General features: G+C 59.5%; 20 protein-coding genes. 14 read left to right on the top strand and 6 right to left on the bottom strand.

From position 1 onward, the window contains the following. The first annotated feature begins 90 nt into the window (after positions 1-90). From ACQZ5Y_RS09125 to ACQZ5Y_RS09115, 3 genes are read left to right on the top strand one after another with little or no spacing between them, the layout of a single operon-like run. Positions 91-1290 carry an ROK family transcriptional regulator gene (locus ACQZ5Y_RS09125; protein ID WP_003510733.1) on the top strand — a complete coding sequence of 400 codons (1200 nt, stop codon included), beginning with the start codon at positions 91-93 and terminating at the stop codon, positions 1288-1290. Between the two features lie 53 nt (positions 1291-1343). Beyond that, a complete protein-coding gene (locus ACQZ5Y_RS09120) occupies positions 1344-2444 on the top strand; it encodes a Gfo/Idh/MocA family protein (RefSeq protein WP_174050431.1) in 1101 nt (366 codons plus the stop codon). A 17-nt stretch (positions 2445-2461) separates the two neighbouring features. Continuing rightward, positions 2462-3103 (top strand): ThuA domain-containing protein, encoded by a 642-nt coding sequence (locus ACQZ5Y_RS09115; protein ID WP_003510737.1) that lies wholly within the window; start codon positions 2462-2464, stop codon positions 3101-3103. A 47-nt stretch (positions 3104-3150) separates the two neighbouring features. Here ACQZ5Y_RS09115 and ACQZ5Y_RS09110 read toward each other — a convergent pair whose 3' ends face one another. After that, on the bottom strand, positions 3151-4503 hold the full coding sequence (locus tag ACQZ5Y_RS09110) for an amidase (RefSeq protein ID WP_174050433.1): 1353 nt from the start codon (positions 4501-4503) through the stop codon (positions 3151-3153). Between the two features lie 346 nt (positions 4504-4849). Here ACQZ5Y_RS09110 and ACQZ5Y_RS09105 point away from each other — a divergent pair, with 346 nt between their 5' ends. From ACQZ5Y_RS09105 to ACQZ5Y_RS09095, 3 genes are all read left to right on the top strand, one after another. Beyond that, on the top strand, positions 4850-7168 hold the full coding sequence (locus ACQZ5Y_RS09105) for an EAL domain-containing protein (protein WP_174050435.1): 2319 nt from the start codon (positions 4850-4852) through the stop codon (positions 7166-7168). Positions 7169-7198: 30 nt separating this feature from the next. Further along, positions 7199-8092, top strand: coding sequence for an amino acid ABC transporter substrate-binding protein (locus tag ACQZ5Y_RS09100; protein WP_060642281.1), 894 nt, complete (start codon positions 7199-7201; stop codon positions 8090-8092). Between the two features lie 67 nt (positions 8093-8159). Further along, positions 8160-9062, top strand: coding sequence for an amino acid ABC transporter substrate-binding protein (locus tag ACQZ5Y_RS09095; protein WP_003510747.1), 903 nt, complete (start codon positions 8160-8162; stop codon positions 9060-9062). 45 nt (positions 9063-9107) lie between these two features. Here ACQZ5Y_RS09095 and minE read toward each other — a convergent pair whose 3' ends face one another. Genes minE through minC form a run of 3 tightly spaced genes read right to left on the bottom strand, consistent with a single transcriptional unit; the run spans position 9108 to position 10946 of the window. Next, complete coding sequence (gene minE / locus ACQZ5Y_RS09090; RefSeq protein ID WP_003510750.1) at positions 9108-9368, bottom strand: cell division topological specificity factor MinE; 261 nt, start codon at positions 9366-9368, stop codon at positions 9108-9110. After that, positions 9365-10180 (bottom strand): septum site-determining protein MinD, encoded by an 816-nt coding sequence (minD, locus tag ACQZ5Y_RS09085; protein WP_003510752.1) that lies wholly within the window; start codon positions 10178-10180, stop codon positions 9365-9367. Before minD ends, minE begins: the two co-directional genes overlap by 4 nt. A gap of 37 nt (positions 10181-10217) precedes the next feature. Further along, on the bottom strand, positions 10218-10946 hold the full coding sequence (minC, locus tag ACQZ5Y_RS09080; RefSeq protein ID WP_003510754.1) for a septum site-determining protein MinC: 729 nt from the start codon (positions 10944-10946) through the stop codon (positions 10218-10220). 410 nt (positions 10947-11356) lie between these two features. On the opposite strand from minC, the gene ACQZ5Y_RS09075 reads away from it, so the two are divergent. The 7 genes from ACQZ5Y_RS09075 to uxuA all read left to right on the top strand — a co-directional run bounded on the left by ACQZ5Y_RS09075 (position 11357) and on the right by uxuA (position 18416). Further along, on the top strand, positions 11357-12043 hold the full coding sequence (locus ACQZ5Y_RS09075) for an HAD family hydrolase (protein WP_019564617.1): 687 nt from the start codon (positions 11357-11359) through the stop codon (positions 12041-12043). A gap of 231 nt (positions 12044-12274) precedes the next feature. After that, a complete protein-coding gene (locus tag ACQZ5Y_RS09070) occupies positions 12275-12991 on the top strand; it encodes a FadR/GntR family transcriptional regulator (RefSeq protein WP_174050437.1) in 717 nt (238 codons plus the stop codon). A gap of 61 nt (positions 12992-13052) precedes the next feature. Next, on the top strand, positions 13053-14027 hold the full coding sequence (locus ACQZ5Y_RS09065) for a sialic acid TRAP transporter substrate-binding protein SiaP (RefSeq protein WP_013761518.1): 975 nt from the start codon (positions 13053-13055) through the stop codon (positions 14025-14027). 61 nt (positions 14028-14088) lie between these two features. Further along, positions 14089-14661, top strand: coding sequence for a TRAP transporter small permease (locus tag ACQZ5Y_RS09060; RefSeq protein ID WP_111800201.1), 573 nt, complete (start codon positions 14089-14091; stop codon positions 14659-14661). Between the two features lie 4 nt (positions 14662-14665). Then, on the top strand, positions 14666-16072 hold the full coding sequence (locus tag ACQZ5Y_RS09055; protein ID WP_115062632.1) for a TRAP transporter large permease: 1407 nt from the start codon (positions 14666-14668) through the stop codon (positions 16070-16072). Positions 16073-16144: 72 nt separating this feature from the next. Then, a complete protein-coding gene (locus ACQZ5Y_RS09050; protein ID WP_174050859.1) occupies positions 16145-17191 on the top strand; it encodes an L-idonate 5-dehydrogenase in 1047 nt (348 codons plus the stop codon). A gap of 16 nt (positions 17192-17207) precedes the next feature. Further along, a complete protein-coding gene (uxuA, locus tag ACQZ5Y_RS09045; protein ID WP_174050439.1) occupies positions 17208-18416 on the top strand; it encodes a mannonate dehydratase in 1209 nt (402 codons plus the stop codon). Positions 18417-18444: 28 nt separating this feature from the next. On the opposite strand, the gene ACQZ5Y_RS09040 is transcribed toward uxuA, so the two are convergent. Continuing rightward, a complete protein-coding gene (locus ACQZ5Y_RS09040) occupies positions 18445-18798 on the bottom strand; it encodes an antibiotic resistance protein VanZ (RefSeq protein ID WP_034501960.1) in 354 nt (117 codons plus the stop codon). 245 nt (positions 18799-19043) lie between these two features. Between ACQZ5Y_RS09040 and ACQZ5Y_RS09035 the strand changes: the two genes are divergently transcribed. After that, positions 19044-20555, top strand: a complete 1512-nt coding sequence (locus ACQZ5Y_RS09035) for an aldehyde dehydrogenase (NADP(+)) (protein WP_013761523.1) — start codon at positions 19044-19046, stop codon at positions 20553-20555. Between the two features lie 57 nt (positions 20556-20612). Here the strand turns inward: ACQZ5Y_RS09035 and ACQZ5Y_RS09030 are convergent, their stop codons facing one another. Next, entirely contained in the window at positions 20613-21611 is a 999-nt protein-coding gene (locus tag ACQZ5Y_RS09030; protein WP_003510767.1) for a TRAP transporter substrate-binding protein, read from the bottom strand. Positions 21612-21619 lie beyond the last annotated feature (8 nt).

Raw genomic sequence — 21619 nt, 5'->3', positions numbered from 1 at the left:
GGCTTGACACACCCCTCCCTGACACCGTTATTTAATCCGCAATCCGACATAAATTGGTTTTCGAACCGGCATTGATCGCAGCAGGACCCCATGAAGACCGCAGACCCAGAACTGATGCGCGCGATCAACCGGCTAAGCGTGCTGGACAGCATCCGCCGCCACGGACCGATCTCCCGGGTGGAAATCAGCGAAAGAACGCAGCTTTCCACCACCACCGTATCGGCGATCACCGCATCGCTGCTCGATGACGGGCTTATCCTTACCCGCCATATCGGCGATATCCGCACGGAGGGCGCACGCGGCAGGCCGCGGGTGATGCTGGAGCTGAACCCGGATGCGGCGCGCGTGGTGGGCGCCAAGATTGCGGCAAGCCGCATGGTCTTCGTCGTCACCGATTTTTGCGGCAACGTGCTGTCCACCCTCGCCCTGCCGATCCGTGTAGACCGCCAACCGATCGGCGTCATTGCCGATCTGGTGGAAGACGGGGTGAGGCGTTGCGTGGTCGATGCCGGACTGTCGCTGGAAGATGTGGACATGGTCTGCCTTGGCCTGCCAGGCGTCATCGAACATCGCACCGGCAGGATCCGCAGCAGCCCTATCCTGCGGGAAGTAAACGTCGATTTTGCCGAGGAAATGACCTCACGGCTGAATTCCCCCACCATCATCGAAAGCGACGCCCACGCCATCACGCTTGCCCATCACTGGTTCGGCCATGCGCGCGATCTTGAGGACATGGTGCTGATCTCGCTCGAGCAGACACTCGGGCTTGGCGTGATGCATCAAAACCAGCTGTTTCGTGGTGCAGGCGGCCTCAGCCACAATCTCGGTGACCTCGTGATCGGCCTTGCCAGTGAAGGAACCGTGCGGCTGGCGAGCCAGGCGGGCGAGAACGCCATTCTCGGTTCCCGCCCGGTGGACGGGCGTTTTGCAGAAGCTATCCGGCTTGGTCGCGGCATGCAGCATGCCCATGCGCTGATTGCGGCGGAAGACAACGATCTTATAGCGGCAGCCTTGCGCGCCGGTGCAGCCCTTGGCCTGACGCTTGCCAATATCGTCACGCTGTTTGCGCCGCCACGGGTCATCATCACCGGCTCCAGTCTCGAGCTCGGCGAGCCCTTCATTACCAGCATCCGCGACAGTTACAACGCCGCCGTGCCGCCATCGCTGGCAGGCGTCGCAGAGCTGGTTTTCGACGTTGCAAGCGACGAACTGTGGGCGCAGGGGGCGGCAGCCGTCGCACTTTACGAGCTTTACGAATCGCCATGGAACACCACAGGGCCGGCGCTCTAGCCGGCAAGGTTGAGAGTGGGCTTAGGCATTTCTGATTTACGGGAGGAAATCACATGAACAAGGTCGGCATCGGCATCATCGGCTGCGGCAACATCTCCAGCGCCTATCTCAAGGCGATGGCGTCGTTTCCCATTCTCGACATTCGCGGACTGGCGGATATGAACGAGGAGGCAGCGAAAGCGCGGGCAGACGAGTTCGGCTTTCAGGCAAGAAGTATCGACGAACTTCTGTCTGACCCCTCCGTGGAAATCATCGTCAACCTGACGATTCCCAAGGCGCATGTGGAGGTGGGCCTGCGCGCACTTGAGGCGGGAAAACATGCCTATTCGGAAAAGCCGCTCGGCATCAATTTCGCGGAGGGTAAACGGCTTGCGGACGCGGCAAAGGCAAAGGGCCTGCGCATCGGTTCGGCACCGGATACTTTCCTCGGCGGCGGGCACCAGACCGCGCGCCGCCTGATAGACGAAGGCGTGCTCGGCCAGCCGGTTGGCGGAACGGCTACCTTCATGTGCCCCGGCCATGAGCGCTGGCATCCCAACCCCGCCTTTTATTACGAAGTCGGCGGCGGGCCGATGCTGGATATGGGACCCTATTACATCACCGATCTCGTCAACCTGTTCGGCCCGGTCGCCAAGGTGGCAGGTTTCGCCATCGCGCCGCGCAACGAACGCCTCATCACCAGCGAACCTAAGAATGGCGAGAAAATCCCAGTCCATGTCGCCACCCATGTTTCCGGCGTGCTGGCATTCAAGAACGGCGCGGTGGTGCAGGTGGGCATGAGCTTCGATGTGGCGGGCCACAAACATGTACCGCTGGAAATCTACGGAACGGAAGGCACATTGATCGTGCCCGACCCCAATCATTTCGGCGGTGAGGTGCAATTGCTGAAAAAGGGCGGCCAGTTCGAGCCGCAGGCACTGTCTTCGCCCTATGCTGACGGCAACTACCGCTCGATCGGCGTGGCCGACATGGCCCATGCGATCCGCGAAAACCGCCCGCACCGCGCCAATGGCGATCTTGCCTTGCACGTGCTGGAGGTCATGGAGGCCTTCCAGACGGCAGCGGACAGCGGCACCACCGTTTCCATCACCACCGAGGTGGAGCGCCCTGCTCCCCTTGAAACTTCGCTGGTCGACGGCCAGCTCGGCAAATAATCCCGAGGAGGAAATAAATGCGCGAAGCACTCATCGTCTGGGGCGGCTGGAGCGGCCACGAGCCGCAGGAATGCGCCACCATCGTCAAGGATATTCTCGAAGAGGATGGTTTCAAGGTATATGTCGAACACAGCACGGAGGCGTTCGCCGATCCTTCCGTGCATGATCTGAGCCTTGTCGTGCCGATCGTGACAATGTCGAAGATCGAGAAGGAAGAGATCAAGAACCTCACCGCCGCCGTCGAAAACGGCGTCGGCATTGCCGGCTTTCACGGTGGTGCAGGGGACAGTTTCCGCGACTGCGTCGAGTACCAGTTCATGATCGGCGGCCAGTGGGTCGCCCATCCCGGCAATATCATCGACTATCACGTCAACATCACCCGCCCCGACGACCCGCTGATGGAGGGAATTTCCGATTTCCCCTACACATCGGAGCAATACTACATGCATGTCGATCCCTCCAACGAGGTGCTGGCGACGACAAAATTCACCGGCGACCACGCCTGGTGGATCGACGGTGTAGTGATGCCGGTGGTCTGGAAACGCAAATACGGCAAGGGCCGCGTCTTCTATTCGGCGCTCGGCCATCAGGCCAAGGAGTTTTCCGTGCCGCAGATGAAAACCATGTTCCGCCGCGGCGCCAACTGGGCGGCACGTTGAAGCGTGCATTGAGAGGCGGCCAAACAAGGCCGCCTTTTTCTTCATCATCAGCCCCGAATAATCTCTTCCGCAGCCATCGCCACACCCAGAACGTGGTCATCCGTGCCGTGCAGGCCTGATAGCAGCAGGCCAACGGGCATGCCCGCCTCACCCGTGCCGCAGGGAATGGAAACGCCGCAGAGATCGAAGAAGTTGCCGATCTGGGTATTGCGCAGGGTCTTGGCATTCATGGAAAAGAAGGTTTCATCATTCTCCACAAGCGGTGCGACCTTGGCCGCGACATGAGGCAATGTCGGCGATATCAGCAGCTCATTCTTGCCAATCATGCCCGAAAGAGCCGCCGTCATGCGTTCGCGCGCCTCGATAATGGCGATGTAATCCGGCAGGGAGATATTCCCGCCCAGTCTTGCTCGCGCAACCACGCGCGGGTCCATGCGCGCCGCATCAGCACCTTCCAGCCGCGCCTTGTGCAGGGCGAAGGCTTCCGCCGTTACCAGCGCACCCTTTTCCTTGATAAGATCGAATAATTGCGAAAAGACCGGGAATGCCTGCCGCCGTACAGAAGCGCCGGCCCGGGAAAGCCGTTCCACTGCCTGCTCAAAAGCGACCGCGACGCCCTCCTCGATGCCATCGAAAAACACTGTTTCCGGCACGACGAGCGACAAGCCGGACAGAGGCGTACGCGCCGCGTCAAAAGCCGCCTTGCCACGCATGGCGGCATCTACCCACACGGCGTCCTGCACAGTACGAGTGAGCGGGCCGAGCGAATCGAGACTTTTAGCCAGCGGATAGACGCCGCGCATCGAGTAACGGCCGCGGCTCGCCTTGTACCCCACCACACCGTTGAAGGCGGCGGGAATGCGCACCGATCCGCCGGTATCCGTACCGATTGCCACCGGCACCAGACCGGCCGCAACCGCGACACCCGCGCCGGAAGAAGAGCCGCCCGGCAGCCGGTGGCCATCCGTGGGATTGCGCGGCGTTCCGTAATGCGGGTTGATGCCAAGGCCGGAAAACGCGAACTCGCTCATATTGGTACGGCCGATGCAGACCATCCCGGCCTCCTTCAGCGCGCTCACCACATCCGCGTCACGGGACGCAGGCGCATCGTTCGAAAGCACCGTCGATCCAGCCGTGGTCACAGTGCCTTCGAGATCGAAAAGGTCCTTCCAGGCGACCGGAATTCCATCGAGCACGCCGCAGGATCGTCCTTCGCGAATGCGTTTCAAGGCGCCTTCCGCCTCCGCCATGGCCCGCTCCGCCGTCAAGCCGACAAAGATCGCCCGGTCATCCGATTTCCCGATTGCATCAAGGGTCTCTTCCGCCAAGGCGCGCGGATCAAGATGGCCGCTCTGGATGAGAATGGAAAGCTGCGCGATGTTTTTGCCCTTGTGAGCCATGATATGTTCCCTGAAACCGGCATGTTACGCACAACATGCCCTTTATCGGCAGCTTGGCAAGGTCAATCGCGGTACCCTTGCAACCATAAAGCCCGGTTGATGAGCGCGAAAAGAGGCCCCAATGCATCGGCGTATTTGGCGTCGATGTCCCATCACAAGCCATCGAATATTTCAACCTGAGGTACATATTTTCGGCGCCTTATATAAGCGGCGACTATAAAAAGACGGATTAATTCTTAATCGCATCTAAACTTTGTTGAATTATTTAGCAGACACCATTGAAATACATGCCCTATAAAAATTCCATAAAACAATCATAACGCGACATCGCGGGGGAATATCGCGAATGGAAGAGACTGCCTATCGGGGGATAGATAGACAGACTGAAACCGGTGACACGCTTCGCTCAACGACGCAGCCGGTACCAGGCCGCTTTTCGCGGCGGCGTTCGCTCGCCAGCAAGATAACCCTGATATTTCTCGGCGGCGTGATCTTTTCCTACAGCATCGGGGCGCTCGTCGGCTGGTACATGTTCGTTGCCGCCGCCAGCGAGCAATGGCTCAACCAGGCCCGCGTCAATTCACAGATTGCCAGCGCCACCCTGCGCAGCATCTATACCTATGTCAGCGTCACCGCCGACACGGACGGACAGGTGAACGGCATCTTGACCGACAAGCCGATTGGCGACGACGCTTCCATCCTCGTTACCGGCTTCAACCCCAGCGACGTTCTCGCCCTCATCGGTGCGCAGACCAAGAATGCCGTCTGGCTTTTCCGCTACGACGAGGCCGATTCCGGATTCCGTCAAATCGCGGCGGCCTTCGACAACGCCACCGACGACGACGAAAAACCAATTGCCACCGACCCCATCTTCTCCAGAGATGCGGTCGCCGCGCGTTTTGCCACCGGCTTTGCGACGATTGGCGATTCCAGCCATTATATCGGCCTGTTGCCGATCATCAGCACGGAAACGAAAAAGCCGATTGGCGCGGTCGCCGTCAGCATCGGCGGTTCGGACGCGCTTTATGGCGCGCAGCGCAAGCTCATCTACAATTCGCTCGTCGCCCTGATCGTTGTTCTGACCGTCACCGGCGTTCTCGTGACGCTGATTGCCAGGCATTTTCTGAAACCCGTTCCGGCGCTGGTGCAGGCGACACTCAGGATCGCCCGTGAGGAAACCGATGTCGTCACACCGTTTCAGGATCGACGGGACGAGATCGGCGATATGGCCACCGCCATCGAAACCCTGCGGGAGGCCGTTCTGGAACGTGGACGGCTCAGGCAGATACGCGACATGGCGCAGCAACTGGAACATATGGCCCATCATGATGCGCTGACGGGGCTTCCCAACCGCGTGCTCTTGATGAAGACGCTGGAGAACCGTCTCGAACACCTTTCCTCATCCGGCCAGCCGTTCAACGTCATGCTGCTCGATCTAGACCGCTTCAAGGCCGTTAACGATACGTTGGGACACGCGGCCGGTGACGCCCTGCTGGTGGCCGTGGCCTCGCGGATTTCCTCCGTGCTCGGTGAAAACGACATGGTGAGCAGGCTCGGCGGCGACGAATTTGCGATCATACAAGCGGTGACCGATAATTGTCGCGAGGATGCGGGCGCGCTGGCAAAGCGCGTGGTCCATGCGGTCTCGCGCAGCTTCAGCCTCGAAGGCAGCCATATAAGCGTCGATACCAGCATCGGCATCGCCTGCGCGCCCGATCACGGCAACTCCGCCACCCAGCTTCTGCAACATGCGGACCTTGGTCTCTACCGGGCGAAATCCATGGGATGCGGCTTTTTCGTCTTTTACGAGCCTGGCATGGACATGGCGGCGCAGCACAAGCACGCGCTCGAAATAGACATGAAATCCGCGCTCGAAAACCACGAATTCGAGCTGTATTACCAGCCCGTGGTCAATCTGGAGAGCGGCCGCATTGTCGCCTACGAGGCCCTTGCCAGATGGAGGCACAGCAAGCTTGGCATCATCACGCCGGATCGCTTCATCGCGCTTGCTGAAGAAAACAATTTCATCAAACCTCTGGGCGAATGGGTTTTGGCGCAGGCCTGCATGGACGCCATGACCTGGCCCAGGGATATCCGACTTGCCGTCAATCTTTCCGCCGTGCAGCTTTGCAATGACGATATTGTCCCGATCGTCGACAGCGCGCTGAAAGCCTCCGGCTTCCCGGCCGAGCGGCTCGAGCTTGAAGTGACGGAAACGGCAATGCTGGAGCGCGACAACAGCGCCAGGGCTTTAAAGCTGCTGAAGGAAATGGGCGTCCGCCTCGTGCTTGATGATTTCGGCACCGGTTATGCCGGGTTGAGCACGCTGACGCATGTTGCCTTCGACAAGATCAAGATCGACCGTGAATTCGTTTCCGGCCTGCCGGAAAATCCAATGTGCTCGGCCATCGTCAACACCATCATCGACATGGCAGAACAGATCGGCCTGAAAGTCACCGCCGAGGGCGTGGAAGACAAGAAACAGGTCGAGGCCCTCAAGCTTTCCGGATGCGACGAGGCACAGGGCTATTATTTTGCCGAGCCGGCGCCGCTTGCCCGGATACTCAAGAACCGTGCCGTCATCGCCCAAACCGGAAACGACGAATATAGCGACGTCGGGCGACCGATGCAGGAAACCTATTACCCGCCACAAAAAGCGATTTGAGAACGCGGCTGACAGCCAAAAGGACATAAAATGCGCATTTCAGTATTTTGCCTTTTCCTCACATGCTTTATCCCCACAACTCCGGTGCAGGCCGCCGGCGAAGGCGATACGCTTCGGCAGATTGCCAAGACCGCGAAAATCCGCATCGGTTATCGTGAGGCCGAACCGCCGTTTTCCTATCAGCTGCCGGATGGAGAAGTGACCGGCTTCTCGACTGATCTTTGCCGCGCGATCAGCGAGGACATCCGCACGCAACTGAAGCTGGACAAACTCGACATTGAATATGTAAAGGCCACGCCCGCAACCCGGTTCATTCTCGTCCGTAGCGGCAAGATCGATATTGAATGCGCGGCGACGACCAACAACAGCGAACGCCGGAAAATGGTGGATTTCTCCTATCCGAATTTCATGACCGCGACGCAATTTCTCTCCCGTAAACAGGACAATCTGAAGAGCCTTGCCGATCTGGCCGGACGCTCCGTCACATCCGCCTCCGGCACGGTCAACATCGAGCAGCTGAATGCGGTGAACCGCGAAAAGAACCTCAATATCTCGGTGATGCCCACAAAAACCAATGAGGAGGCTTTCGAACTCGTCGTTGCCGGCAAGGCCTCTGCTTTCGTCATGGATGGCATATTGCTGGCGGCGCTGGCGGCAACATCGGAGAATCCCGACCTCTACGCGCTCTCGGACGAAACGCTGAGCGCACCCGAACCTTACGGCCTGGTGTTTCGGCGCAACGACCCGGCCTTCAAGGCGGCGGTCAACGAAAGCCTGCGGCAGATCTTCACCGGTCCCACCATTCACGGCCTTTACGAAAAATGGTTCACCAAACCCATTCCGCCCAATGGCATGAACCTGAACCTGCCGATGACCGCCTCCTTGAAACAAGCCTATGACCATCCGAGCGAATACCGGGACTGAGGGCGTAAAAACCCCACCTCTATTTTATGAAAATGTTTTGACAGATAATTTTGGCTGGAGATGCGCGATGCAGAGATCGACATTGTGGCTCATGCTTGGGGTTTTTAGTCTTTTACCCACCATTGCAGCCGCCGACGAGACCCAACCGCCTACACTCGAAACCATTGCCAGAACCGGCACCATCCGGCTCGGCTTTGCCGACAGAAATCTTCCCTTTTCCTATATGGGAATTGGTCCGGAGCCGATCGGTTACAGCATCGAACTGTGCCTGAAGGTGGCGGATTCCATCAAGAAGAAGTTGGGCCTGCCGGAATTGAAAATCGATTTCGTCAAGCGCACACCCAGCAACCGCATCACGCTTCTCAATGACGGCACAATCGACATGGAATGCGTGGCGAGTACGAATACGGAGGAAAGACGCAAGGCAGTGTGGTTTTCCTACAGCCACTTCATCACCGGCACGCGTTATGTCGCGCTGAAATCAAGCAACATGACAAGCGTCAGCGATCTTGCCGGGCGAACCGTGGTGGTGACGACGGGAACGATCAATATCAGTCAGCTGAATGTGCTTAACCGCAAACTGGGACTGAACATCGCCGTCCTGCAAAATGACAGTACGGAAGGCAGTTTCGACATGGTGACGGAAGATCGAGCCTCGGCCTTCGTCATGGACGATATTCTTCTGAGGTCCTTCGTCGCTGAAACGGGCAAGCCCGAAGACTATTCCATCTCGAACGAATATCTCGCCCCACCACAGCCCTATGGCCTGATGCTCCGACGGGGCGACACCGCCTTCAAGAACGCCGTCAACGAAGCCCTTGGGAAAATTTATGCAAGCGGCGAAATCAACGCGATCTACGACAAGTGGTTCAACGCGCCGATCCCGCCAAACGGCATAAACCTCAAGCGCCCGCTTCCCGACGATCTGGCCGAGGCATTTAGAATGCCGGTCGATACGACGGCCGAGTAAAGAAAAACGCCGCCCTGCAAGGGGCGGCGGTATTCGGAGAAACCATCACGCGGCGCGCAGGTCGGCGCTCAACGGTATCTCGACATCGATCTCCAGTATGGAGACGTGCTCGTCACGATCCATCTTCACATGCACACGATCGTTATCGATCTGCACATGCTTGGCGATGACGGCGAGAATTTCTTCCCGGAGGACGGCGACGAGATCGGTTCCCGACGACGCCCTTTCGTGGGCAAGCAGCACCTGCAGTCGCTCGCGCGCAAGCGGTGCCGACTTTTGTTTACGGAATAGGCCGAAAATGCTCATGCAGCCCTCCTAGCAAAGATCTTGGAGAAGATACCCCGCTTTTCGCCCGGAATGACCACCGGAATGTCCTCGCCTGACAGGCGGCGGGCAGCGTCGAAGTAAGCCATGGCAGGTGCACAACGGGCATCCGCGAGCGTAACCGGTGCACCGACGTTGGAAGCACGCAGCACATCCGTGCTTTCGGGAATGATACCGAGCAGCGGAATGGAGAGGATTTCCAGAACGTCGTCGACCTTCAGCATGTCGCCACGCTCGGCACGGGCCGAATCGTAGCGCGTCAGAAGCAGGTGCTTTTCCATGCGCTCGCCGCGTTCGGCCTTCAGCGTCTTGGAATCGAGCAGGCCGATGATGCGGTCACTGTCACGCACCGAGGAGACTTCCGGATTGGTGACCACGACGGCCACATCCGCATGGCGCATGGCCAACGTCGCGCCGCGTTCGATACCGGCCGGGCTGTCGCAGATGACCCAGTCGAAATGTTTCTTCAACTCGGCGATGACCCATTCCACGCCTTCGGGCGTCAGATTGTCCTTGTCGCGTGTCTGCGAGGCGGGCAGCAGGAACAGCGTCTCGAGGCGCTTGTCGCGGATCAGCGCCTGCGTCAGCTTGGCATCGCCCTGGATGACGTTGACGAGATCGTAAACCACCCGGCGTTCAGCACCCATGACGAGATCGAGGTTACGCAGTCCGACGTCAAAATCGACAACCACGACCTTCTGCTTGTTCTGCGCCAATGCGGCGCCAAGCGCTGCGGTCGAGGTGGTCTTGCCAACCCCGCCCTTGCCGGAAGTAACAACGACTACCTTCCCCATACGGCTCTCCTGTTCCTGTGTTGTTTTCTCTATCTCGTCAGCCAAGTTTTTCGGCCTTTATCGTATCGTTTTCCAGCCACAGCTGAACGGGCTGGCCGCGCAGCTTGTCGTCAATGTCCTCGGCAACCTTGTAGACGCCGTCGATTGCAAGTAGCTCCGCTTCCAGCTTGCGGCAGAAGATGCGCGCCGAAACATTGCCAAGCGAACCGGCCATGGCGCGACCGCGCAACGCCCCGTAAATATGCACCGACCCGCCCGCGATGATTTCCGCACCCGAGGCGACCGAACCGATGACGGTCACATCGCCTTCGGGGAACATGATGGACTGGCCGGAGCGCACCGGCTCGTTGATGACCAGCGACTGGACCACGGCCCGAACCTCGCCCGAAGCACGCGGCTTTTCTTCCGGCAATTCGGCAGCGATGGCGACGGGCTCGACCTCGACATCTGAAGCGGGCTTTCCGCCCTTCAGCGACGGCGGCATGCCCGGCTCGATCATCGAGGGGCGAACACCTTCGATCCCCATGATGCCGACATTACGTTCCGTCAGCGCTGCCAGCAGAGCCTTCAGCCCTGCCTTGTCCAGCGACAGCTCAGACGCATCCAGAACCACCGGACGCGACAGGAAGAACCCGGCTGAACGTGCAGCAAGATCATCCAGCCGTTCCAGCCATTGATCGAGCGGAGCTTCAGGGGACAGAACGACCGCGAGGAAGGAGCGGCCTTTGATACGGATCGAACGCTGGTCTGTTAGCACTTTGGTCATCTTGGTAAACAAATCGTTGACAATTAGGTACCTCGAATATGGTTAACAAATGGTTAACAACACCCCTTAAACGACGGTTTCGTTAAGAGAATTCCGCTGCGAAAAATCTCATGCACAACATTCACAAGCTCCGTTTAGCTTTTGATTTTGCGAACTTTGACTGCTTTCGAAAACTCACAATAGCAGTTGATCCTTGCTGCAACCTGACGCCCGCATGACCGTATGCGGACGCCGCCTCCCCTGCCCGACCATGCCCCGAGTCGCAGTCCGTGCAAACTGTCCGATTCCGGCACGATGTCCGCCACTGGCGGATGGGTCGCCATTTGCTTGAGGAGCGGAAAAACGATTCCGTTATGCCTGCCGATGCTATAGACACGAGGCCAACCCGACACATCCAACGGAAGAATGCGATGCACAGCAAAGTCCCGGCGACCGCCCAGATCTCCTCGCGCGAATATGGCGCCTTCCTGTTCGACATGGATGGAACGCTGCTGAATTCCATTGCGGTGGTGGAGCGGGTCTGGCGCGAATGGGCCGTAGACAACGGCATAGAGCCGGAGGCTTTCCTGCAGCGCATCCATGGCATGCGCGCATCCGAGGTTGTGCGTCGCGAGGCAGTTCCCGGCCTCGATATCCAGGAACAGGCGGATATGCTTTTGCAAAAGGAAATGGACGATGTTGACGGCATCCTCCAGATTCCGCAGGCAGCCGCATTTCTTGAGAAATTGCCGGCCGGAAAATGGGCTATCGTCACCTCCGCCGCCCGCGCCCTTGCCGAACTCCGGTTGGCTGCGGCAGGCCTCACACCGCCTCCAGTGATGATCTGTGCCGAGGACGTTGTGAACGGCAAGCCTGACCCGGAGGGTTACAGAAAGGCTGCTGCGAAGCTAGGCGTCGCACCTGAAGACTGCGTCGTCTTCGAAGATGCGCCCGCCGGCATTCTGGCGGGGGAAAGCATGGGCGCCACGGTCGTGGTCATTAACGCCACTCATTCGCATCCCATCGAAACGCCACACCTTTCGATCGGTGGGTACGGTGAGCTGGACGTCACCATCGGCGACGACGGCGGCTTGAAGCTCACAAGTAACAAGGGCTGAAAAGCCGATCCACACATGCGGTGTCATCCTCGGGTCTGTCCCGAGGATCAATCACGTTTCGTAAAATCCAATCCATTGCGCCGAGCCTGCCGCACCGGTCCCCAGTCTTTCGCCGTGTAGTTTTCCGCTAGCGGCCAATTGACAGCACCGCATAAATCCTACCTAATAAAATTGGTAAGACCATCTTACCGCTTGCGCGAAGGGGGGAGACTTTCGCGCTGGGAGGACATCATGTTTGTGGCTCTGGAGCCGCGCCGCCTCTACAGGCTGGTCGCGGAACAAATTCGCTTGCTTATCGAGAGCGGGGAACTGACGGACGGTCAGCGCCTGCCGGCGGAGCGCGATCTGGCGGAACGTTTTGGCGTGTCCCGCCCGACGGTGCGGGAAGCACTGATCGTTCTGGAAGTGGAAGGCCATATCCATATCCGCATGGGTTCGGGCGTGTATGTGAACACGTCCCGCACGGCTAACAAGGCAAAACCGCCCGTACCGGACGCGCACGGCCCCTTCGAAATCCTGCAGGCACGCTGCATCATTGAAAGCGCTATTGCCGAGGAGGCCGCGCGGCTTGCCACGTCTGAATGCATCGCCAGGCTGGACGACATCATCGAACGCATGGCCGGGGCGCTCGACAATTCGCCGCAGGCCCTCAACCTGGACCGCGCCTTCCACACCGCCATTGCCGACATCATCGGCAACTCGGCGCTGAACCGCTTTACCGGCCTGATCTATGACGAGCGCAGCCTTTCGCCCTATTTCGAAAAGCTCGCCAGCTATTTCGAGGGTCCTCACACATGGATTCTTGCGGTTCAGGAACACCGGGTGATCCGCGACGCGATCGCGGCGAACGATCCGGAAGGCGCACGCGAGGCGATGCGCCAGCATCTGACGCTGTCGCAAAGGAGATTTTCCGAGAGTTTCGGGGAGGAAACGATCGGAGAAGAGTGACCGCGCCGAAACCGGCGACGGGAAAAACAGAAATCTGGCTTTAATTCGGGAGGAGTTAAGAATGAAAATCAGATTGTCGACTTTGATGGGCGCAACCGCTGCCATTTTGCTTTCGGCTTTGGCGGCACAGGCGCAAACAACGCTGAAATGGGCGCATGTCTACGAGACCTCCGAACCGTTCCACACGGATTCGGTCTGGGCTGCGGAAGAAATCGCCAAGCGCACCGACGGCCGCTACAAGGTGGATGTATTCCCCGCCTCGCAGCTCGGCAAGGAAGCGGATATCAACCAGGGCCTGAAGATCGGCACGGTGGATATCATCATCTCCGGCTCCAGTTTTGCCGCACGTGACTTCAAGCCGATAGGCGTCACCTATTTCCCATATATCTTCCGCGACCCGAGCCATCTGATCGCCTATACCAAGAGTGATATCTTCAAGCGTCTTGCCAAGGGTTACGAGGACAAGACCGGCAACCACATCGCCGCCGTCAGTTATTACGGCACGCGCCACACCACGTCGAACAAGCCGATTGCCAACTGCGCCGATATGGCGGGACTGAAGATGCGTGTTCCCGACGTTCCGGCCTATCTCGCCATGCCACGCGCCTGCGGCGCCAACACGACGCCGATCGCATTCGCAGAAGTCTATCTGGCGCTTCAGAACGGCACGGTCGATGCACAGGAAAACCCGCTGACCACCATCGAGGCAAAGAAGTTCTTCGAAGTGCAGAAGAACATCGTGCTGACCGGCCACATCGTCGACCACCTCAACACGGTGATCTCGAAGAACCTGTGGTCGAAGCTTTCCGATGAAGACAAGAAAATCTTCACGGACGTCATGCAGGAAGCCGCCGTGCGGACCACGAAGACCATCGAAGGACGCGAAAAAAGCCTCGTGGAAGAGTTCAAGAAGCGTGGCCTGAACGTCGCAGAGGTGGACAAGGCGGACTTTGAGAAGAACGTCATGGAGAAGGTGAAGTTCGAGGACTTCGGTTACGACAAGGCCGACTGGGAAGCCATTCGCGCCGTCAAGTGAGCCAAGATCCGGTGCGGCCTCCGTTGCCGCACCGCCCTTTCTCTCCAGACGGGATATCTCAATGTCGCAGGAAATTCATACTCAGGTCACGCCTGAAGAACTCGCCCACACGTTTGACGAGGCGCCGCCCGAAGTCGACCTGAAGGTCTACGCCTTCGAGGACTGGGTTACGCTTGGCCTTTTCTGGCTGATGACAGGTTGCGTGTTCCTTCAATTCTTTACCCGTTACGTGCTTAACGACAGCTATGCCTGGACGGAAGAAATCGCCGTCAACTGCCTGATTGGCGTGGTGTTTCTAGGTTCGGTCATGTGCGTGCGCATGTCACGCCACATTCAGGTGGATGTGCTTTATCACTACGTTCCGCCGCAGGTTGCCCGCGTCATGTCGATCCTTGTCGACTTGCTGCGCATCGTGTTCTTCGCCTACACCTCGTGGCTGATGTGGCGGTATCTGGAAATCGTCGCGGACGAGGAAATGGTCACCGTCGCCCTGCCGCGCAACATCGTTTTCTATACGGTTCTGGCGGCTTTCGTCCTGATGTTCTTCCGTTCGGTGCAGGTCTTCATCGCCAATATGCAGCGTGGCTATTCCGTTCTGGAACGGCCGGAAGAATTCCAGAGCGCGGGGGATTGAACATATGCTTATTCTTATCGGCTCGTTTCTTCTGTTGATGCTGATCGGCCTGCCGGTCGCCATTTCAATGGCCACGGCATCGCTTCTCTACATCGTCTCGTATAATGTCGCGCCAGATATCATCGCGGCGCAGCGTCTGATTGCGGGCGTGGAAAGCTTCCCGCTTCTCGCCGTTCCCTTCTTCATCCTTGCCGGCAATCTCATGAACACGGCGGGGGTGACGGGACGCATCTATTCCTTTGCCGTGGCGTTGGTCGGCTGGATGAAAGGTGGTCTGGCACAGGTCAACATCATCGGCTCGGTAATCTTTTCCGGCATGTCCGGCACGGCCCTCGCCGACGCCGCCGGCATCGGCACCATCGAAATCAAGGCCATGAAGGATCATGGTTATCCGGTCGAAGCGGCCGTCGGCGTCACTGCCGCCTCAGCAACGCTCGGACCGATCTTTCCGCCATCGTTGCCCTTCGTCATCTACGGCATGATGGCAAACGTCTCGATCGGCGCACTGTTCATGGCCGGCATCGTTCCGGGCGTCGTCATGACGCTTTTGATGATGATCACCGTTGCCGTTTTCGCCTACGTCAAGGGCTGGGGTTCCGATACGCCGTTCAACCTCAGAACCATCTTCGGCGCTTCGCTTGAAGTGCTCATCGTCATGATGGTGCCGCTCGGCATCTATCTCCTGACGCTGTTTGGCCTGTCACTCAACCTGTCGATCCTGATCGTGCTGGTGGTCTTGCTCGCCTGCGACTGGTATTTCGACTTCTCTGCCGTGATGGCCCTGATGACGCCGGTGATCCTGATCGGCGGCATGACGATGGGCTGGTTCACGCCGACGGAGGCGGCTGTCGCAGCCGTGTTGTGGTCTCTGTTCCTCGGGCTTGTCCGTTACCGGACGATGACGTTCAAGTCGCTGGCAAAATCGACCTTCGACACGATAGAGACCACGGCATCGGTTCTCTTCATCGTTGCGGCGGCATCAATCTTCGCATGGCTTCTGACGGTCAGCCAGGCAGCACAGTTGCTATCGGCGGCGATCCTGACGATCACCGACAGCAAGTGGATTTTCCTTCTGCTGGTCAACCTGCTGATGCTGTTCGTCGGCTGCTTCCTAGACACGATTGCGGCAATCACCATCCTCGTGCCGATCCTGCTGCCGCTGGTGCTGCAGTTCAATATCGATCCGGTGCATTTCGGCCTCATCATCACCCTCAACCTGATGATAGGGCTGCTGCATCCGCCGCTCGGCATGGTGTTGTTCGTGCTCTCACGCGTGGCGAAACTCTCCGTCGAGCGCACCACCGTCGCCATTCTGCCATGGCTGGTGCCGCTGTTCGTGGCGCTGCTGCTGATCACCTTCATCCCGGCAATCACCTTGTGGCTGCCGACCGAGATGGGCCTGATCCGCTAATCGACGCACTGCCCGCGCGGCTAGCCGCGCGGGTTTCATTCATCCAATACACATACGATGAGAGGCACGGTGATGCAGACACGCGTGGCACGTCTATACGGCCGTGAAGATATCCGCGTCGAAACGCAGGACATGCAGGCGCCCGACCCCGGTGAAGTGCTGCTGACCATGGCGGCGGGCGGCATTTGCGGTTCCGATCTACATTATTATCAGGACGGCGGCTTCGGGCCTGTGCGGGTGCGCGAGCCGATCATCTGCGGCCATGAGGCATCGGGGCGGGTGCAGGCGCTGGGCGAAGGCGTCAGCGGGCTCGCACTCGGCCAGCTCGTCGCCGTCAATCCCTCGCAGCCTTGCGGCCATTGCCATTTCTGCCTGAAGGGCCAACCGATCCATTGCCTCGATATGCGCTTCATGGGCAGCGCCATGCGCCTGCCGCACGAACAGGGCATGTTCCGTGATCGGCTCGTGGTTCCCGCAAAACAATGCGCGACATTTTCAGACACCACTTCGCCCGCTGAAGCCGCCTGCACCGAACCGCTTGCGGTCTGCCTGCATGCCGTCGCACAAGCGGGCGATCTGACCAGCGCCAAGGTGCTGGTAACGGGCGCCGGGCCGATCGGCCTCTTGACGATTGCCGCCGCCCGCCATGCCGGTGCCGGCATCATTCTCGCCACCGACCTGACCGATGCGGCGCTGGAGCGCGCGCCCGCCATGGGGGCGGACCGCACCATCAATGTCGCGAAAAACGCAGAAGCACTTTTACCCTATCAGGACAATAAGGGGTATTTCGACGTCGTTTTCGATTGCTCCGCCGCGGCACCTGCGCTTCGCGCCGCCTTCGCCTGTGTACGTCCGCGCGGTACTGTCGTGCAGGTGGGCGTCACCGGTGACATAACCATTCCGCTCAATGCGCTGGTGGGCAAGGAAATCCTCTGGCGCGGCTCGCAGCGTTTCCACGACGAATTCGCCATTGCCGCCCGCCTGATCTCCACGCGCGGGATCGATGTGCGGCCGATCATTTCCCACAGCTTCCCGCTTGAAGAAGCGAAATCCGCATTCGAGCAGGCTGGAGACCGCTCCGCCGCCTGCAAGGTGCAGCTGACATTTTCCGCAGAATGATGTTTGAGGATAAAAAATGAGACATACATGGCGCTGGTTCGGCCCGGTGGACAAGGTCACGGTTCAGGATGCGGCTCAGGCAGGGGCGGAAGGCATCGTAAGCGCGCTGCACCACATCGCCACCGGCGATGTCTGGCCGGTGGACGAGATCGCCAAACGGCATGAGGCGATCAAGGCCGGTGGGCTGTATTGGGACGTGGTGGAAAGCGTGCCGGTCTCCGAGGAGATCAAAACCCAGACGGGCGACTGGAAAAACCATATCGCCAACTGGCAGGAGACGCTGCGCCGCCTCTCCGCCACGGGCATTCGCACCGTCTGCTACAATTTCATGCCGGTGCTGGACTGGACCCGCACCGATCTGCGCTGGGAAACGAAGCACGGCGCAAAAGCCATGCGTTTTGACCTTTCCGATTTCGCCGCCTTCGACATTCACATTCTCAAACGCCCCGACGCAAAGGCCGATTATCCGGAGTGGCTGATCGAGGAAGCGGCAAAACGTTTCGCCGACATGCCGGATACGAAGATCGCCTCACTCGGACGTAATATTGGCGCGGGCCTGCCGGGTTCGGCGGATGGTTACACGCTCAGCCAGCTTCTCGAAAAGCTGCGCTCATATCACGGCATAAACCGCGAAAAACTGCAGCAGAACCTGATCGATTTTCTGTCGGAAGTGACGCCGGTCGCGGAAGAGGTCGGCATCAACATCTGCGCCCACGGCGACGATCCCCCATGGCCGCTGCTCGGCCTGCCGCGTATTCTTTCAACGGAGTCCGACTACGCCCATATGCTCTCGCAAGTCGACAGCCGGGCCAATGGTGTTACGCTCTGCACCGGCTCGCTCGGCGCGCGGGCGGATAACGACCTGCCCTTCATCGCCAGCCGTTTTGCAGACCGCATCCATTTCGTGCATCTGCGCAACGTCACGCGCGACACGGACACCGTGCCCTGCTCCTTCTTCGAGGACGAGCATCTGGAAGGTGGAACGGATATGGTCGCCGTTATCGCAGCACTTCTGTCAGAAGAATCCCGCCGTCGTGCGGAGGGCCGTGCAGACCACACCATTCCGATGCGGCCCGACCATGGCCAGGAAATCCTTGATGACCTGACGCGCGGGGCGCAGCCGGGTTATCCCGCCATCGGCCGATTGAAGGGGCTGGCAGAGCTTCGCGGCATCGAGCGCACGCTGTCGCATGGCCGTTTCGGATTGGCGAAGCAGGCGAATTAAGCCGACACGATTGGCTGCCGGCAGCCTCTTAGCTTGCGGTCAATCGCGTCCTGAATTGAAGATACGAAAAGGCGGCAAGCCCACCGGCAATGGCGCCAACGGCTTTCACAACTGCATCTGTCATATGCGGATGCCGTGTGGGCGACAGAAATTGCAGCGCCTCGATGCCGAAAGCCGCCACGACACCTGCGACAATGATGGCAAGCCAGTAACGCGGATAGGCCAGCACGAAGGCAGCCGAACAGAAGGCAAAGGCGGCGGCGCGGTCGATGCCGACGGTCGTCAGCGTATGCGGCCGAAGCCCGATCGGGCAAACTGTAACGATCACGATCAGCAGCAGAACCGACCAGGCGATGTATTTCGGAAGTCTATTTGTCATCATGGCGTCACAATAGAGCGCTGCGCGCATAAACGGAAGATCGTCTTTTTCTTCCATCGCCCAATAAATCACACTTTTTGGACAGATACTGCACAAACCGGCTTTCGCTGAAGCCTTACTCGGGCTAAGGCAGAGGGCAACCGGACAAGGATCGCGGCTGATGGCCTTTCAGGCTGTCGCCCTTCGGTCCGGTTTTACGGTATCGGGTGGATTTTCCACACAGGATCAGATTTTCAGGGAAGAGCACAATGAGTTTCAAGCCGCACGGCAAACATCTGGTTGCAGGAGAATGGGTCGCCACGGAAGCGAAATTCCGCAGCGAGCCTGCACATGGCGAAGCTTTCGATTTTTCGGTCGGCACCGTCGATCTGGTGAATGCGGCCGCAGAAGCAGCCGAAGAGGCTTTCTGGAGCTACGGCTATACGACCCGCGAAGAGCGCGCCGCATTCCTCGACACCATCGCCGATGAGATCGAGGCCCGCGCCGACGCCATCACTGAGATCGGCACGTCCGAGACCGGCCTGCCCGCAGGACGCCTGCAGGGTGAACGCGGCCGCACCACCGGACAGCTTCGCCTTTTCGCATCGCATATCCGCAAGGGCGACTATCTCGACCGCCGCCACGACGAAGCGCTTCCGGACCGCCAGCCGCTGCCGCGCCCGGATATCCGTCTGATGCAGCGTCCGATCGGCCCCGTTGCGGTCTTCGGTGCTTCCAACTTCCCGCTCGCCTTCTCGACCGCCGGTGGTGATACCGCCGCCGCTCTCGCAGCCGGCTGCCCGGTTGTGGTCAAGGGCCATTCCGCCCATCCCGGCACCGGTGAAATTATTGCCGAGGCCGTTCTCGCCGCCGTCAAGAAGCACAATCTGCATCCCGGCGTCTTCTCGCTGATCCAGGGCGGCCGCCGCGATGTCGGTTCCGCGCTCGTCCAGCATCCGCGCATCAAGGCAGTCGGCTTCACCGGCTCGCTCGCCGGTGGCCGCGCGCTGTTCGATCTCTGCGCCCAGCGTCCGGAACCGATCCCGTTCTTCGGCGAACTCGGTTCTGTCAACCCGATGTTCCTGCTGCCGGAAGCCGTTTCCGCGCGCGGTGAAGCCATCGCCAAGGGCTGGGCAGGTTCGCTCACCATGGGTGCTGGCCAGTTCTGCACCAATCCCGGCATTGCCGTGGTGCTTGCCTCGCAGGCGGATGCCGTGTCGGAAACCGCACGGGCGGCCCTTTCCGAAGTCGGCCCGCAGGTCATGCTGACCGACGGTATCGCCGCTGCCTATCGTGACGGTCGCGACCGCATCGCAGCCGGTAACGGCGTGCGCGACGTTTTGACCACCACCTGCGACCTTCGTAACGCAACGCCTTACCTGTTCCGCGTTTCGGGCAAGGACTGGGTTGCCAACCACGCGCTCGCCGAAGAAGTCTTCGGACCGCTCGGCCTGATCGTGACGGTCGACAGCGCTGAAGAAATGATCGAAGTGGCAAAGAGCTTCGAAGGTCAGCTGACAGCGACCATGCATCTTGACGCAGGTGACGCCGAACTCGGCCGCAAGCTGCTGCCGATCCTCGAGCGCAAGGCCGGCCGCGTTCTCGCCAACGGCTTCCCGACCGGCGTTGAAGTCTCCGAAGCCATGGTTCACGGCGGCCCCTACCCGGCTTCCACGAACTTCGGCGCGACCTCGGTCGGCACCATGTCGATCCGCCGCTTCACGCGCCCTGTTTCCTACCAGAATATTCCTTCGGACGTTCTGCCGCAGGATATCCGCTGATCAAAAAAATGGGGAGGGCGCTCCTGCGCCCTCCCCATTCACAATAGTGCATTGGTATCAGGCCGACTGGATCGCCTGTATTTTCTCGATGCCGCCGACAGTGCCGGCAAAATCCTGCCAGACGCCCTGCGCACCCTTGCGCCACTCATCCAAGGCTTCCGGCTGCAACACCTTGCCGCCCTTCGAAATGGCGAGCTCCACCGATTTCGCCTCGTCCTCGACGATCAACTGGTTGAAATAGAGCGCGCCTTCGCTTGATGCTTCGGTCAGGGCCTTCTTCTCTTCGTCATCGAGCTGGTTCCAGAAAGCCGCACCATAATAAACCACGCCCGATGCCCAGATATGGCCGGTCTCGGTCATGTAGGGCACAACCTCGTAAAGCTTGAAACCGGCATAGGCGGACTTAGTCAGATCCATGGCGTCGGCTACGCCGGTTGACAGTGCATTATAGGTCTCGGTGATGGGAATGCCGACCGGCGTGGTGCCGAAGGCGCTCCACAGCTTGGTGTGCAGCGGGCTCTGGATGACACGGATCTTCTTGCCGTTGAGCTGCTCTGGCCGGGTTACCGGCTCCTTGGTCAGGAGATGGCGGGCGCCGTAGTTGATGAAGTCTACGGCCACGAATTGCTGCGCGCCGAGCTTGGTCTTCAGCTCGCTGCCGGTCTCGCCCGTCACCACCTTGCGCACATGGTCTGCATCGCGGAACAGGAAGGGCAGATCGAGGATTTGCAGTTCCGGCACCCAGCCGGAGAGCGAAGAGACCGTGGATAGGCTCGCCTGAACCGATCCGAGACGGATATTTTCCGCCACTTCCTTTTCGCCGCCCAGCGCACCGCTCTTGACGATGTTGAAGCGGAAACGGCCGGGCAGCTTTGCCTCCACAAGCTCGCTGATCTTCACCCAGATTTTCGTCTCCGGCTTGTCGTCCGCGAACAGGGAGGCGACCGTAATGTTGCGGGTCCTGGCATTTGCGTTGCGCACGAAGGCGGGCGTGGCAAGTGCTGCCGCACCCGCAGCGGAGAGTTTCAGGAGATTGCGACGATCGATAATAGTCATGAATAAAA

The organism is Agrobacterium sp. A3-95, from assembly GCF_053521785.1.
The sequence above is the reverse complement of the archived record's forward strand: the minus strand, read 5'-3'. Positions and strand labels throughout refer to the sequence as shown.

Excerpts from the sequence above, each read along its gene's own strand:
- ACQZ5Y_RS09070 (WP_174050437.1), top strand. The coding sequence starts at position 12,275 with ATGTTTGTGGCTCTGGAGCCGCGCCGCCTCTACAGGCTGGTCGCGGAA.
- ACQZ5Y_RS09095 (WP_003510747.1), top strand. The coding sequence starts at position 8,160 with ATGCAGAGATCGACATTGTGGCTCATGCTTGGGGTTTTTAGTCTTTTA.
- ACQZ5Y_RS09120 (WP_174050431.1), top strand. The coding sequence starts at position 1,344 with ATGAACAAGGTCGGCATCGGCATCATCGGCTGCGGCAACATCTCCAGC.
- ACQZ5Y_RS09065 (WP_013761518.1), top strand. The coding sequence starts at position 13,053 with ATGAAAATCAGATTGTCGACTTTGATGGGCGCAACCGCTGCCATTTTG.
- ACQZ5Y_RS09060 (WP_111800201.1), top strand. The coding sequence starts at position 14,089 with ATGTCGCAGGAAATTCATACTCAGGTCACGCCTGAAGAACTCGCCCAC.
- minD (WP_003510752.1), bottom strand. The coding sequence starts at position 10,180 with ATGGGGAAGGTAGTCGTTGTTACTTCCGGCAAGGGCGGGGTTGGCAAG.
- minC (WP_003510754.1), bottom strand. The coding sequence starts at position 10,946 with ATGACCAAAGTGCTAACAGACCAGCGTTCGATCCGTATCAAAGGCCGC.
- ACQZ5Y_RS09030 (WP_003510767.1), bottom strand. The coding sequence starts at position 21,611 with ATGACTATTATCGATCGTCGCAATCTCCTGAAACTCTCCGCTGCGGGT.
- ACQZ5Y_RS09110 (WP_174050433.1), bottom strand. The coding sequence starts at position 4,503 with ATGGCTCACAAGGGCAAAAACATCGCGCAGCTTTCCATTCTCATCCAG.
- ACQZ5Y_RS09055 (WP_115062632.1), top strand. The coding sequence starts at position 14,666 with ATGCTTATTCTTATCGGCTCGTTTCTTCTGTTGATGCTGATCGGCCTG.
- uxuA (WP_174050439.1), top strand. The coding sequence starts at position 17,208 with ATGAGACATACATGGCGCTGGTTCGGCCCGGTGGACAAGGTCACGGTT.
- ACQZ5Y_RS09125 (WP_003510733.1), top strand. The coding sequence starts at position 91 with ATGAAGACCGCAGACCCAGAACTGATGCGCGCGATCAACCGGCTAAGC.
- ACQZ5Y_RS09035 (WP_013761523.1), top strand. The coding sequence starts at position 19,044 with ATGAGTTTCAAGCCGCACGGCAAACATCTGGTTGCAGGAGAATGGGTC.
- ACQZ5Y_RS09075 (WP_019564617.1), top strand. The coding sequence starts at position 11,357 with ATGCACAGCAAAGTCCCGGCGACCGCCCAGATCTCCTCGCGCGAATAT.
- ACQZ5Y_RS09105 (WP_174050435.1), top strand. The coding sequence starts at position 4,850 with ATGGAAGAGACTGCCTATCGGGGGATAGATAGACAGACTGAAACCGGT.
- ACQZ5Y_RS09115 (WP_003510737.1), top strand. The coding sequence starts at position 2,462 with ATGCGCGAAGCACTCATCGTCTGGGGCGGCTGGAGCGGCCACGAGCCG.
- ACQZ5Y_RS09100 (WP_060642281.1), top strand. The coding sequence starts at position 7,199 with ATGCGCATTTCAGTATTTTGCCTTTTCCTCACATGCTTTATCCCCACA.
- minE (WP_003510750.1), bottom strand. The coding sequence starts at position 9,368 with ATGAGCATTTTCGGCCTATTCCGTAAACAAAAGTCGGCACCGCTTGCG.
- ACQZ5Y_RS09040 (WP_034501960.1), bottom strand. The coding sequence starts at position 18,798 with ATGATGACAAATAGACTTCCGAAATACATCGCCTGGTCGGTTCTGCTG.
- ACQZ5Y_RS09050 (WP_174050859.1), top strand. The coding sequence starts at position 16,145 with ATGCAGACACGCGTGGCACGTCTATACGGCCGTGAAGATATCCGCGTC.